Source organism: Streptomyces sp. Q6 (assembly GCF_036967205.1).
GTDB lineage: Bacteria > Actinomycetota > Actinomycetes > Streptomycetales > Streptomycetaceae > Streptomyces > Streptomyces citrinus.
Genome location: NZ_CP146022.1, coordinates 6259909 through 6273177 on the forward strand (window position 1 = coordinate 6259909; position 13269 = coordinate 6273177).

The 13269-nt window shown below is 68.0% G+C and carries 14 protein-coding genes and 1 pseudogene; 7 read left to right on the forward strand and 8 right to left on the reverse strand.

From position 1 onward, the window contains the following. Positions 1 to 5 precede the first annotated feature (5 nt). From V2W30_RS29220 to eccE, 3 genes and pseudogenes are all read right to left on the reverse strand, one after another. Positions 6 to 131: pseudogene (locus V2W30_RS29220) on the reverse strand (hypothetical protein); the annotation flags it as partial. A 210-nt stretch (positions 132 to 341) separates the two neighbouring features. Then, positions 342 to 1079, reverse strand: a complete 738-nt coding sequence (locus V2W30_RS29225; RefSeq protein WP_338701154.1) for a hypothetical protein — start codon at positions 1077 to 1079, stop codon at positions 342 to 344. Then, positions 1079 to 2470 (reverse strand): type VII secretion protein EccE, encoded by a 1392-nt coding sequence (gene eccE, locus V2W30_RS29230; RefSeq protein WP_425244610.1) that lies wholly within the window; start codon positions 2468 to 2470, stop codon positions 1079 to 1081. The genes V2W30_RS29225 and eccE overlap by 1 nt, the downstream gene beginning before the upstream one ends. 267 nt (positions 2471 to 2737) lie before the next feature. Between eccE and eccB the strand changes: the two genes are divergently transcribed. The 3 genes from eccB to V2W30_RS29245 are packed head-to-tail and all read left to right on the forward strand — an operon-like array spanning position 2738 to position 6223. Further along, the gene (gene eccB, locus V2W30_RS29235) at positions 2738 to 4294 is read left to right on the forward strand and encodes a type VII secretion protein EccB (RefSeq protein ID WP_338701158.1); all 1557 of its coding nucleotides are present in this window, start codon (positions 2738 to 2740) and stop codon (positions 4292 to 4294) included. A 55-nt stretch (positions 4295 to 4349) separates the two neighbouring features. Then, positions 4350 to 5618 carry a type VII secretion-associated serine protease mycosin gene (gene mycP, locus V2W30_RS29240; RefSeq protein WP_338701159.1) on the forward strand — a complete coding sequence of 423 codons (1269 nt, stop codon included), beginning with the start codon at positions 4350 to 4352 and terminating at the stop codon, positions 5616 to 5618. Then, entirely contained in the window at positions 5615 to 6223 is a 609-nt protein-coding gene (locus tag V2W30_RS29245; RefSeq protein WP_338701160.1) for a hypothetical protein, read from the forward strand. Before mycP ends, V2W30_RS29245 begins: the two co-directional genes overlap by 4 nt. A 167-nt stretch (positions 6224 to 6390) precedes the next feature. On the opposite strand, the gene V2W30_RS29250 is transcribed toward V2W30_RS29245, so the two are convergent. After that, positions 6391 to 6738 carry a hypothetical protein gene (locus V2W30_RS29250; RefSeq protein WP_338701161.1) on the reverse strand — a complete coding sequence of 116 codons (348 nt, stop codon included), beginning with the start codon at positions 6736 to 6738 and terminating at the stop codon, positions 6391 to 6393. Positions 6739 to 6883: 145 nt separating this feature from the next. On the opposite strand from V2W30_RS29250, the gene V2W30_RS29255 reads away from it, so the two are divergent. Beyond that, on the forward strand, positions 6884 to 7135 hold the full coding sequence (locus tag V2W30_RS29255) for a hypothetical protein (RefSeq protein WP_338701162.1): 252 nt from the start codon (positions 6884 to 6886) through the stop codon (positions 7133 to 7135). Further along, positions 7119 to 7535 (forward strand): hypothetical protein, encoded by a 417-nt coding sequence (locus V2W30_RS29260; protein WP_338701163.1) that lies wholly within the window; start codon positions 7119 to 7121, stop codon positions 7533 to 7535. Before V2W30_RS29255 ends, V2W30_RS29260 begins: the two co-directional genes overlap by 17 nt. A gap of 93 nt (positions 7536 to 7628) precedes the next feature. On the opposite strand, the gene V2W30_RS29265 is transcribed toward V2W30_RS29260, so the two are convergent. Then, positions 7629 to 8348, reverse strand: a complete 720-nt coding sequence (locus V2W30_RS29265) for a hypothetical protein (protein WP_338701164.1) — start codon at positions 8346 to 8348, stop codon at positions 7629 to 7631. Between the two features lie 251 nt (positions 8349 to 8599). Here V2W30_RS29265 and V2W30_RS29270 point away from each other — a divergent pair, with 251 nt between their 5' ends. Next, positions 8600 to 8953: a DUF4333 domain-containing protein gene (locus V2W30_RS29270; protein ID WP_338701165.1), complete on the forward strand. Its 354-nt coding sequence runs from the start codon at positions 8600 to 8602 to the stop codon at positions 8951 to 8953. An 18-nt stretch (positions 8954 to 8971) separates the two neighbouring features. On the opposite strand, the gene V2W30_RS29275 is transcribed toward V2W30_RS29270, so the two are convergent. Genes V2W30_RS29275 through V2W30_RS29285 form a run of 3 tightly spaced genes read right to left on the reverse strand, consistent with a single transcriptional unit; the run spans position 8972 to position 12348 of the window. Next, positions 8972 to 9514: a hypothetical protein gene (locus tag V2W30_RS29275; protein ID WP_338701167.1), complete on the reverse strand. Its 543-nt coding sequence runs from the start codon at positions 9512 to 9514 to the stop codon at positions 8972 to 8974. 26 nt (positions 9515 to 9540) lie between these two features. Further along, positions 9541 to 11811, reverse strand: a complete 2271-nt coding sequence (locus V2W30_RS29280) for a hypothetical protein (RefSeq protein ID WP_338701169.1) — start codon at positions 11809 to 11811, stop codon at positions 9541 to 9543. A 33-nt stretch (positions 11812 to 11844) separates the two neighbouring features. Beyond that, positions 11845 to 12348, reverse strand: a complete 504-nt coding sequence (locus V2W30_RS29285; protein ID WP_338701171.1) for a hypothetical protein — start codon at positions 12346 to 12348, stop codon at positions 11845 to 11847. A gap of 458 nt (positions 12349 to 12806) precedes the next feature. Between V2W30_RS29285 and V2W30_RS29290 the strand changes: the two genes are divergently transcribed. Further along, positions 12807 to 13268: a hypothetical protein gene (locus tag V2W30_RS29290; protein ID WP_338701172.1), complete on the forward strand. Its 462-nt coding sequence runs from the start codon at positions 12807 to 12809 to the stop codon at positions 13266 to 13268. Position 13269 lies beyond the last annotated feature (1 nt).

The window sequence follows — 13269 nt, forward strand, 5'->3', positions numbered from 1 at the left end:
GTCATCTCGACACTGGACTCCGCGTCGGACTGATCATCGGCGGGTGAATCCCAGCCCCCGCGGATTCCGTCCCGATCGCTGTTCACAATGCCTCCTGGTGTGGTCGAGCACCTGCCGCCGTACGCGCCCACCCGTACAAGGGTGCCCGCAACACGTTCAACCCCAGCCTAATCACGAAAACCGGGTGCACGGCAGGCCCATCCACCCCGTCCCGGCTGTCCGCTGCGTCACGTGGGGCCCGGAGTGCCGGGACCGAGGCGGACGTACACCAAAACGTGACGAACGAGCATGGCCACTTGACCGCAAATGCCCGAATCGCCCGTGAAGGCAACGGAGTTCCCTCAGTCCATCCGGCGCGCGGTACCCAGCAAGCCGTTCTCGGCGTCCGTCGCCTGCGTCATCACGTACTGGCGGTCGCGGTCGGTGCACCACAGCGTCACGCCGTCGGCGAGCGTCGGCAGCGACTCGTACTCCCCGCGCGGCAGCCCTATGACGCGCCCGATCTCGGTCGCCTCGTCCGGCGACACCCGCTGTACGCCCACCAGACGGGCCTGCCGCATCAGGCGCGGCGCGACCGGGCTCAGGTACGGCAGCAGCGTCAGGACGGACTGCCAGGGCGCCGAGGCGACCCGCCCGCGCGGCGGCCGCATGCCGCAGTCGCGGATGACGAGCACCGGACCGCCGGCCGAGGCGCCCTGCGGCGGCACCCGCCCCACGTCGTGCACGGTCATCCCGGACTGCCCGCCGCCGACCGCCTGCACGAGCTGCGCCCACTGCTGCGCGCGACCCGTCTCGACGGCGACCCGCGCCCCCGTCGCGGCCGCCCGGAGGGCGAGCACCTGCGCGGTCCACAGACCGCCGATGAGCACGATGTCGTACGGGGTGGGGCGGTTGATGCCCATGACGGCGGGCTGGCCCTCGGCGTCCACGCCGACGACCACGCCGTCGTCGCCGATGGGCAGCGCCAGCGCGTCCATCTGCTCGACGGAGAGCGAGTGCCGCGCGTGGCGCGGGCCGAGCAGCCCGAAGCCGGTGCGCAGCCGCTCGCCGAACTCGGTGACCTGGGTCGTCATGGCCATCAGCGGGCACCTCCGAGCGGCAACGTGGCCAGAACGCCGGGCAGTTGTTCACGGTCGAGCCGCACGAGGCCGGTCCGCACCTGGCGCGCGGCCCGCTCCAGATCGCGCCGCGCGGTGGTCAGCTCGCTGTCGCTGCGGCCGGTGATGCGCATGTGGCCGGTCATGGTCACATCCTGCTGGTCGCCCTTGGCGAGAGTCAGGCTGAAGGTCGTCGCCAGCGCGGGAACCGTGGTCAGCTGCGCGACGAGCTGGGGCAACTGAACAGTGTCCGCGCCCAGTTGGGGCCAGCGGCGCACCCAGTACGTGGTGTGGCGGCGGTTGTCGCAGCGCCAGCTGCGGCCCTCCTCCTCGGTCCGCCGCTGCGGCGCCTCGCTGCGCCCGGCCTGCGCGGTCACCATCGGGTTCGCGCACGCGGACGTGGCGACCGCGGCGACGAGCTCCTCCTCGGTGAGCACGCTCGCCCGGAACCCGGCACCGCTCAGCCGGCTGGACAGGTGCTCGGCGACCCGCGCCAGGCACTTCTGCGCCCCGACCACGCCGCCACCGCGCGCGGCGACGGCCTCCGGGCAGAGCTCGGGGTCGAGCTTCAGTGCGATCCAGGTGATGCGCACCGCGGGCGAACCGGTCTGCGCCTGCAACGGCGCGTAGTTGCTGACCGCCACCGACTGCTGGGGCAGGTGCAGGGCGGGCGCGGGCTGCGTGTGCAGCACGACCTGCGCGGACTCCAGCGTGATGTCGTCCACCTCGAGCGCGTCCCGGACGATCGCGACGGGCAGCGGGCGGCGGCTGCGCTCGGCGCGCAGCGCGGTCGCGTCCGACTCGACCTGGAGGACCGCGGTCAGGAACCCGCCGTCACCGACCATGCCCACCGGACGCTGGTCCCGGTCGTCACCGCGGTTGAGGCTGTACGTGCGCAGGCTCGGGTCGCACTCCACGGCGGGCGCCAGACCCGGCTCGGTCCCCGGCGGCACCGGCGTGCTCGCCGCGCGCCGGCGGCGGGAGCGCAGCGCGAGGACGGTGCCCAGCCACTCCGGCAGGGAACGCCCCCGGCGTCGTACGAGAGCGAGGAGCAGAAGGAGGGCGGCGACGGCACCCGTGGCGATGAGCGCGACCGTGCCGATCACCCAGCCGACCACGACGAGCGCGCCGGCCAGCTCGATCATCACGAGCCGCTGCACACCGAAGGAACCGCCGCGTCCGGAACGCGACTTCAGATGCGGGGAAACGGGACCGCGATAGGGGGCCTGCGCATTTCCCGTACGGGAATTCTGTGCAGGAATGTGTGACATCTGTGAAGGGGGCGGGGAGCCCTGCTGAGAGGGGTCACCCGATCGTGATCTCGACCGTGAACCCGATTGCGACCGCGATCGAGTCCGCGTTGCGGAAGCCATCACTCAAAACCCCCCGAACTCTCCCGAAATCCCATACGCAAAGGCCCCATAGAAGGCTTCACGGTCCTCGTGCAGTCCTCGTTCAGTCTTCGTTGGAAAGCCTCAGCACCCTACCCGTGCCACACGCACAACGTCGCAACAGGCATAGTAGGGGCCGGGTCTGACAGCCACGGCAGTCGCGCAGCGCACCGGGGCACCACAGTCACCGAAAGACGGGGGAGCGGGAAGCTGCCCCCATGGCTCCGCACGGGGAGAGAGCGGACACAGATGGCATCACGGCGGGACGAACTCAACGCCTACACCTTCGCGAAGCGCCGCACCCTGGCGTCCTTCCTCCAGCCCTCTCCTTCGGGCTCGGAGGAGGGAGCGCCGAGGCCGCTGCGGGCGGTGCTGCCCGGCACGATCGTCGGCGTGGTGGTCCTCGCGGTCTTCGGCGGCATCGGCCTCTTCAGCCCCACGGCACCCAAGGGCTGGAAGACGCCGTACGCGAACGTCATCGTGGCGAGCAAGTCCACGACGCGTTACGTGATCATGGAGGCCGGCGAGAAGAAGGGCAAGAAGCGCCAGGCCCAGCTGCACCCGGTCCTCAACATGGCCTCCGCCAAGCTCCTGCTCGGGGACGGCCACCAGGACAGCGTGATGACCGTCGAGGAGTCGGTGCTCGACAGCGGCAAGATCCCGCACGGTGTCACCGTCGGCATCCCGTACGCCCCCGACCGTCTGCCCTCCGCCAAGGAAGCCGCCGCCGCCAAGCGCTGGATGGTGTGCGAGCGGCCCACCAGCGGCGGCGAGGTCCAGCAGGCGACGTTCGTGCTCGGCAAGGACGACCGCAAGCAGACCGACAACACGAACCGGCTCACCGGCGGCGAGCTGATGTACGTGATCTCCGACGACAAGGCCAAGAAGGAGTACGTCGTCGACGCGCGCGGCACCAAGTACGCGCTGGCCGCCTCGGACGACATCGAGAAGCAGCAGCTGCTGCGCGCCCTCGACGCCGCCAACCGCACGCCGCAGAAGGTCTCCGACGAGTGGCTGGCCACGCTGCACAACGGCACCGCCGTCTCCTTCCCGTCGGTCGGCGCCACCGCCAACACCCCCTCGCGCAACAACGGTTCGCTGGACGCGGCCACCAACAAGGTCGGCAAGGTCCTGGTCACCGAGAACGCCACCAACGGTGTGCAGTACTACGTGGTCCTCGCGGACCGCATCGCCACGGTCACCCCCTTCACGGCGCAGCTCCTGCTCGCCTCCAAGGACCTCTCCGCCGTCAACCCGAGCAGTGAGGCCCAGAAGGTGTCGCTCGGCCAGATCGTCACCGACGGCAGCTTCGCCGACGACAAGCACTGGCCCACGCAGGCGGCGAAGACCGTCAACGACGCGAGCGCCACGACCCACGGCCGCAACGTCATCTGCAACACCCTGCGCGGCGTCGGAGCGAGCAACGCCACCACGCTCAGCACCTGGGCGGGCGACGACTTCCCGGTGCCGCTGGCCACCGGCTCCTCCAGCACCTACGTCACCCCTGGCTCGGGCCAGCTCTTCCGCCAGGTCCAGGGCACGGACGACTCCGGCGGCACCTTCCTGGTCACCGACACCGGCCTGCGGTACGCGCTCCAGTCCAACAGCGACGGCGACGCGAACGACAAGGGCGTCGGCCTCTCGGAGAAGCAGCAGAAGGAGCTCCTCCAGGAGGCGAAGATCGCGCAGACCCGCCTGGGATACGAGAACACGCCCACGACCGACATCCCGCTGGAGTGGGCGAAGCTCCTGCCCACGGGCCCGCGTCTGTCGATCGGCGCGGCCAGCCAGCCGCAGGGTTCGTAGGCGTACGGGGGACCGACTGATGCCACGACTGACGCGACGACTCACGCGACAACTGATGCGACACACCGGCCGAGTCGAGGACGCCGGGGCGCGCGGGATCCGCAGGCCGGCGCTGATCGCCGCGGCGACCGCCCTCACCGCGACCGCCACGCTGACGACCACCTTCCTGCTGCCCGCGGCCCCGGCCGCCGCGGCCGACCAGTGCGAGTTCGGCAAGACCACGTACAAAGGCCGCCCCTGGGCGCTCCAGCGCGTCAACCTCGACGAGCTGTGGCAGGAGGCGACCGGCAAGAATGTGCAGGTCGCGGTCATCGACACCGGCGTCGCCACCAACAACAAGCAGCTCGCGGCGGCCGTCGAGAAGAGCAGCGGCGCCAACCTCCTCCCCAAGAAGAACAAGAAGGGCGAGAAGATCGAGGACTGGGGCAACGCGTACGGCACGACGGACACCGTCGGCCACGGCACGCGCGTCGCCGGCATCATCGCCGCCCGCAAGGCCGACGGCACCGGGTTCGAGGGCCTGGCCCCCGACGCGAAGATCATCCCGATCAAGCAGAACGACGCCGAGGGCACCGGTACCGCGGAGACCCTCGCCGACGCGATCGACCACGCCGTCGCCAAGGGCGCCGACGTCATCAACATCTCCCAGGACACGTCGAACGCGGCGAAGCCGACCCCCCGACTCCAGCAGGCCGTGAACGCGGCCCTGGCCAAGGAGATCGTCGTCGTCGCCTCCGCGGGCAACGACGGCATGGGCGGCAAGGCGGGCCGCACCTACCCGGCGTCGTACCCCGGCGTCCTCGCCGTCGCGGCCTCCGACCGCAACAACGAACGCGCCGCCTTCTCCCAGGCCGGCGACTGGGTCGGCGTGGCCGCCCCCGGCGTCGACATGGTCTCCACGGTCCCGATGGGCGGCCAGTGCGCCGACAGCGGTACGAGCTTCTCGGCCCCGTACGTCGCGGGCGTCGCGGCCCTCCTGAAGGAGAAGCACGCCGACTGGACCGCGGCCCAGATCGTCGCCCAGATCGAACAGACCGCGGAGCGCTCGGTGCCCGGCAAGGACGCGTACGTGGGCTGGGGCGTGATCGACCCGGTGGCCGCCCTGACCGACGACGACCACCCCGTCGAGTCCCCCTCCCCGCACGAGGCGGGCCCCCAGGCGCAGGCCCCGATGGTCCCGCAGGCCCACTTCGGCGAGACGGCCGACGAACGCAACGCCCGCCTGGGCACGTACGCGGCGCTCGGCGCGATCGTGCTGGTCGTCGGCCTCATGGGCACGGCGGTCGCGGTCCGCGACGCCCGCCGCCGCAAGGCCCGCCCGTGACCGGCCCGGCGATCGCCTGCTTCGCCCTGGCGGCGGTGGTGGTGGCGATGGCCTGCGTCAGGGCGGACTGGATCCGCTCGCTACGCCGCCGTACGCACCCCTCGGGCGACGAACTGCCCACGGCGGCCTTCGTGGTGGCGCGGGTGCTGCTCCTGACGATGGCGGCGCTCTGCGTCTGGCAGGGCGCGCAGTTGACGGCGATGGACGGCGACGGCGAGTGGAGCGACGACGAGCTGACGAACGCGGTCACGCGGTCGACGGACGACCTGGACGGCTACTGGTACCGCGTCAGCAACCTGACGGGCGACACCCCTTCCTTCGACGACTACGCGACGCTGATCGAGGACACGGTCATCCGCTACGGAGGCGGCGGCGCACCACAGTCCGGAGTGACCGCCACGCCGACCTCCGCAGACCCGTCCACCGACGGCGACTTCACGGTCGAGGCGGACGGCACCGACCACGCGTACTGCCTGCACGTCGAGCGCGCCCGCTACAAGAAGCAGGACCACACGCCGCCGGGCCTCGCGGGCGCCGAGAGCAGCGACAAGTACAAGCAACTCGCGTACCGCTTGACGGTTACGTCGCGGAACGGGAAGTGCTGAGGCCGCTCCCCGCCGGGCCCCTGCGCGGCGACCGCCGCACCTCACCACCTGCTGAACGGCACCACCGGGCGTCCCTGCCGCCAAGACGGCCCCGATGGACAGGCAGCCCGGCCGCTCGTCCCCGGTGGCATCGACCTCCCCTGCTGTATGCCGGGGCAGCTCAACCTCTACATCCTTCCCAGAGCGGCACCCACGGCCAGCCACGCGACACATGCCCCGCACGCGCCCCCCAGCAACGTCCAACTCGCGTCCCGACGCGCCCGGACGACGAGCGCCGCGCCGGCCACACCGACACCGACCCCCGCCACGACCATCTGCGAGCCGCTGTAGTGAGGCCCTGCACCGCTCAGCCCACGAGCCAGCAACACCACTGAGCCGAGGCCGAGCAACGCGGCGAAGAGGACGGTAAGACCGGAGAAGAGACGCCGCGCGCGGTCATCGGTCGCGGCCATCGCGTTCACACGGTCGTCCAGGGACTCACTGCCGCGGAGCCTGCCGCTCCTGTTCTCGGTCACGGCGGGCACCCTATCGCCGCCTCAAAGCCTGTTTGCTCGTTTCTCCCTGCGTACCGCCACCATGCACCGTGCGAGTGAACAGCGTGGCGAGCGAGGCGAGTTGACGAAGGGGCCGGACTGTGACGATCGAAATGGAGGTCTACGGGTGGCGTTGAAGGTGACTCCCTCGGATCTCGATAGGTTCGCTCGACAAGTCGGTCGAGCGGCGGAAGAGGCCGCCGAACTCAAGAACCATTGCGGTAAGCACACCGGCATCGGTATCTCGGATCAGGGACTGCTGAATCTCTTCCTCACGACGCACGCGGCCACGGTCCAGACGGTGAACGCCGCGCTGGACAGGGTTCGGCAGGTTCTGGAATCAGCGAGAGATGGACGACCGTATGGTCAATTTCACTGACGTCATCGAGCCGGCGACCCTCCTCAAAGCGCCGAGCAAACCCGAAGAGTTGTCCCAAGGAGCGATCCTGGACACCTTCAACACGTGCGGCGACCGGGCTCGTGCCCGAGCCCTCCGCAAGAGCCTGCAAAGATTGGCTGACGGCCGAGCCCCTGACGACCCGTTGCGCGAGATGGCGCGCGAGGTGCTCAGCGGCCGGGTCGGCCTCCGTGAGGCCGCACGCATTCCTGCGTACGCGGAAGCGCTGGGCGAGCGGATGAAGCAGGGGTGGCGGGAGTTCGATCAACTTTCGCCGGAGGAGCGGAAGAATCAAGAAGCCGCTGCCCGCACGTACTTGTGGGAGCAGAAGGCAGAGATCGATGAGGAGCGTCGTACCCGGGGGCGAGCACACCACGATTGAGCCAGCACGGCTCGGAGCGGCAGGCCGACCCTCTGGGCGAAGTGCCCCTTACCTTGGCAGGCTTTCACGCCGGGTAAGGGGCATTCTTCTTTGTCAGAGCGCCACCCAGGCCTGCTCAGGCATGTGGTCGAGTACGTCGCACAGGTAGTCGAGGCGGTCTTCGAGCGCCTGCGGCGAAAGAGTTCCGGTGTACCAGGTGAACAACTCGTCGTCGCGCACTCGAAGGGGATTCTTCCTGGCGCGCTGATCGGACAGAAGGAAGGCCCGGAAGTCGTCGCTCAGGACGCTCCTGGCGAAATCCTCGTCATGCGTGTCGAATCGGAACTTGGCGTCGAATTCCGGAACACCGAGCAGTTTCCTGGGCCCTCGGCCCATCATCCTGTCGAACGTGCCCGGCCGCCTCAGGTTCAGGTACGGCGCCGTACCAGGAGCCGAGACAAGGAACACCGACTCGATCGTGAGCTTCCTGCTCTCTCCGACCTGGCTGCTGCCCGAGAGCGGGTTCGAGTACCGGTACTCAAAACACTTGAACGAACGGCCTCGGAACTCCCCGGTGGTGTAGTGCCACGCGGTCAGGTTGGAGCCGCTGCCCGGCATGGGGCCCACACCGCAGTATTCGGTGGCCCGCCCGGCCGCACGGCGTTCATGCGTCCAGCCGCGCTCCGCGGCCACCTGCTCGAGCTCCGTCCACCCCCTGCGCATCCGCTTGTCCTCTTGGCTGCTGCGCATGAATGCCCTGATGACCAGGGTGAACATTCCGATGATGAAAGCGAAGAGGAAGACCTTCGCCAGGATCCCTACCAGCTGCTCCATGGGGCGAGATTACTGCGGACGCCATGTACTCCTGTGAACTGAGCTCAGTCGCGGCAGTTGACGGTGAAGATCGTCTGTTGCTGAAGCGAAGAGTCCATGGAGTATGGCGATGTGCCGGACAGGCGACGAAACACCCCAGGCGTGGTCCCCGTATGCGCCATATGCTGACCGCCCCGATGAGCCGGAGCGCCTCGGCCTCCGCTTCTCCCTTTCGGCGTCCCGCCTCCCTGACCATCAGGAATGGAACCACCATGATCAAGTCCCGTCTCGCCGCTGCCACCTGCGCCCTCTCCGCCGTAGCGGTGGGCACGCTCCTCGTCGGCTGCTCGGGCTCGGTCAGCGTGGGCAGCACCGACCCGAAGGTGTCCAAGAGCAAGCTGGCCGACACGGTCGCCGAGCAGCTCGCCAAGACGACGGGACAGCCCGAGCCGGACATCACCTGCCCCGAGGACCTCGAAGGCAAGGTCGGCACCACCACGCGCTGCACGCTCACCGCGAGCGACGGCAGCACCCTGGGCATCACCGTCAAGGTCTCCAAGGTGGAAGGCAAGAACGTCGACTTCGACATCCAGGCCGACCAGACCCCCTCGCCCGCGGCGAGCTGACGCCCGCGAGCGTCACCGTCACCGGCAGCTCTTCGACTCCTCGACGTCCTTCGTGTAGTCCGAGATGAGCCTCTTCATGGCCGCCGCGTCCTTGTGATCGGACCCGGTGGCCTGAATGGCGGTATAGAGGACCTGATCGGCGTGCTCGCTGTTCCGACAGCCCTCGGTCTTGCCGAACGCCTGGTTCTCCGAGTAGACGAAACGCCCGTCGTCGGTCCGGTGATCGAGCTTCGCGTCCGTCATGCCCAGGGCGAAGTTCAGCACCGACATGTCGTTCCACCACTCCTGAGCGGTGAAGACGATGCGCTTGCCGTCCACGGAGACAGCGCACCGACTGGCTTTGGAGGTGTCCGCCGTGGCCTTCACCGAGACCTCCTCGCCCGGCGGGAGGAACTTCGCGAGCTCGTCGGAGTCGATCCGCGAACCACACAGCGACTTCGGCGTGGCGTACTCGCGCTGCTCCTCGTCGCCGGTGCACGACGTGAGCGCGACAAGCAGAGCGGGCAGGGCGACGACGAGTCTCGCGCGTCGACCGCGACATGACATCGAGATGGGGTTCATTGGACTCTCACAGGTGTGGCTGAAGGTCAGTGGGTGGTGCTACCCGGAGCCTGACCATCGAGAATGGACCGGGCGTTGATATAGCCCTGGCGCGATCCCTCGCGGGCCCAGGTGCCGATGTCGTCGGTGTTCTTCAAGTGGTACTCGTTTGCCGCCGTCTGGGCGCCGAGGGCAACGTATTCGTTGTTCCGTGACAGGCCGGCCTGCCAGCGGCTGCCCATCTCGTCCGAGGCCTTCTCCAGCGCGTGTCCTTCCGCATCCTTGAAGACGCCTTCGAGCACCGCGCTCGTGGCCGTGCCGGCCGCGCCGCCAACGGCCGCGCCCACCCAGGGAGTCGCGACAAAGGACGTTCCGACGCCCACGACCGTGCCGACGGTGCCCGAGATGATGTTCTTCCGCTGCGAGACGCCGTAGTCGAAGTCCTTGTCCTCGTCACCGGCAGGCTTCGCCAGCTCTTCCTGACGCCCGAGGCCGAGCGTGCCGGAGACCTCTCCGGACCGCTCGGCAATGTACTTGACCGTGGTCTCCTGGTCGTTCGAGAAACGCTGGTCCGCGGGGAGGTCGGGGTCGAGATGATGCGCCATGAGCTTGGACATGTAGGCCTCCTGGCCCACTTCGACGGCAGCGTAGCCCTCGGGGTTCTGGCCCACGGCGAAGAGGAACTTGGTCACGTCCCTGTGGTTCACCTCGGAGTCCGCGCCGTCGATGGGATAGAGATTCTCGATCTCGCCCCAGTCGCTCGAGTCCCGTGACACATCCGTCGTCGCCCGGTTGATGTCCGGCAGGTACTCGGAGGCGATCTGCCCCATGCTGTCGGACATGTAGCTGTTGCCGGTCAGCCGTTCCGGATCGTCCCCGATGGAGGAGACGATGGCGTTGAACAGCTTCGCCTGATCGGCGGTGTGCGCGGGCGTGTCCAGCGTCGGCAGCTCACCCGCCGGATGCCCGGTCGTGGCGGCTTCCAGGGCCAGCGCCAGGTTGTTCTGTCCGGTGTGCAGGTCGTCACCGTGGAGATCGGTCTCCTCGGGCCACTTCCGGTCCTCGAAGAGGTACTTGAAGTTGCTGACCGCTTCCTTGTGGTCGTCGTCCTTGGGCAGGTATTCCTCGTTGAAGAAGTCGGCAGCCGCATCGGGGGAGTTGGAGAGCCCCTTGAGATATCCGGTGAGGGGGTCGGATCCGCTGTCGTCACCGATGCGGTTGAGCCAAGGAGTGTTCATCGACCGCATCCACGTGCGGTTGTCCATCTCGCCGTCACGCGTGAGCTTGCGCTCGGTCTCCATGAGCTTGGTGCCGTAGCTCTTGAGGAAGTCGTCGTCGTAGTCGCCCGTGCGCATCAGGTTGCTCATGACCTGGAACCCGCTGGGACCAAGGCTGTTGGGGCCGATCGTCTGATCGCCCATCTTGATCATGTTGCCCTTCCAGCTGGTCATGTCGGCGGAGTCGCTCCGGGTGGCGGTGGCGAGCGTCAGGCCGAGGTTGCGCTGGAGGTCGTCGAGCTTGTCGAGGCGTTCACGGCCCACGTTCGGGTTCACGTGCGGGTCGTTGATGCCCTCCCAGAACTCGAGCGTCTTCTTCGGCCCGAGCTGGGTGGCGAACCGCTCGGCGAACAGCGGGTCGTCCTTGTACTTCTCCAGACCCGCGTTGATCTTGTCGAAGTCCGCGGGTGTGAGGTCCTTCGGGTTCTTCGCCGCGATCTTCGAGAGATCCTCGGCGGCTTTCACCGCCTCCGCCGCGGAGTCACGATCCTTGTAGTCGGCGTCGGCGAAGCCCATCTGCGCCTGGTCGGCGATGGCGGTCAGCACCTTGGATGCCGAATTGTCGCTCTCCGAGGCTTTGTCGAGAATGCGCTGGACCTCGTCGCGAAGCGCGGTGACATCACTCTCGCTGTGTTCGGGGACGGTGGTCCCCTTGGCGGCCCGGTCCGGGTGGATGTTCATGGTGACGGTGAAGCCGTGACCACCGGTGCTGGTGACGGTCAGGTTCTTCTTGAGCCCGCGGGAGATCGCGTCCTCAAGATCCTTCTTGTACTGCTTCAACTCGCCCTGAGTGTCGCTGAGGATCTTGTGGATGGTGTTGGCCTGCGTGTGGGCGTCGGCGAACTCGCCGGCGGTCTTGCCGACGAACTCCTTTGTGACCTGTGCGTTCAGCCCCGACCAGTCGGCCGTATTGGCGGCTTTGTGCAGCCCTTCCTCGGCCTGCTTCTTCAGGTCCGAGAGATGACGTACCAGCAGGCTCCAGTCGGCGACCGCGTCGTCGAGAGTCTTGAAGTTGGCGAAGCGCAGCGCGTCGAGATCCATGAGTATTCGTTTCTCCTGTACGTCTCTGTCGCGCTACTTCTTCTTCGGCGGGTCGTAGGCAGGGTTCTTCTCGCCCGGCGCCCCGGCCCGCTCGTCGAACCCGGCGTCCAGGGCGTCGATGCTGCTCATCTGCCTCTGGATGTAGTGCTCGTCACCGGCATGGACCTTCTTGGTGACCTGCATGTGGTTCGAGATGTGGGCGCACGCGTCCATCAGGGACTTCAGCTGCTCGTCCCACCTGTTCGATACGTGCTTGAGGCCGCTCCCGAGCGCGAAGCCCTGCCCGCTCAGATCGCCGGCGGCTTTGTCGCTGCTGGGGATGGCCACGCGGGCCTTGTCCCACAGGTTGTCGTACAGGGTGTGGGCCTGGCTGCCGATCTTGGCGAGGTCGCCGTTGCGCACCTTGAGATCGCCGGTCTGGCCGGGCAGCGAGGCGCTGCCGCCGCCGTCCCCCGGGTCGAGCTGGTTCAACTGCATGCGAGTCGACTGCCGGTCGGCGGCGTCCGCCTTCAGCTGCTCCCACTCATCCCATGCCATGGACGATCCTTCCCCCGCGTTCGATGTGCCGGCGGCGCCCGCTGGACGCATTGCTTCCGGTCAAGCTAGCAACCCGTAAAGATGTTCACAGAAGTGGACTTCGGATGGCCGGGGCCTGTTCGTGGATATTCCGTAAAGGCTTCGCGGGAGCATCGGCCGGAATGCCCGTTTCCTCCCGCGTGAGGTCATGCGGGCGCGCGGGTGCCGACGGCAGGCGCTTGTCTCGGAGGTCCTACGGGCACGGAGAATTGCCCGGATTCACGCTAAAGATCTACATCCTCGGGGCCGCCCTGTAGCGGAGTTGACGCAGAAGCTCGGTTGGAGCAGATGTACAGGATGACTACAGTGGTAAAAGCGTTGTAAGGCGCGACCAGCTTTGCGATCGCGTGGCGATGGGGACCGGTGGACGGTCCGTTTCGGACGAGTCGGGTGTACGGGGAAACGGGGAGGAAGACGTCGTGCTTCCAGCAGACATGGTGGGGGGACCGTCGGCGGCGAGGGCGGCGAACCTGGAGGTCACGAACGAGGCGTTGACCACGTTCCAGAAGCGCGTGGCGACCGTGCTGCGGGACCTGGAGGCCTCGGCCGGAAACCCGACCAAGGTGGACGCGCAGACCATCAACAAGTCGTCCCTGCACAACGAGGGCGCGCAGGCATTCCCCGAGGCCGAGTCCCTGTTCACCGCCTACCACTCGGTGCACGGCCAGCTGGTCACGCTGTCGAAGACGCTCAAGCTGCAGATCGAGGCGATCGGTATCGCCGTGCAGGGAGCGCACCGCGGCTTCGACAATCTCGAAGAAGAGCAGCGGCGGCGGTTCTGGCAGATCCAGACGCAGGTCTCCGAGCTCCAGCAGCATCAGGACGAGAAGCGTGAGGGCACTCGGCGCACCAACGACGCGAAGACCGGCGGTGGGTTCTGAC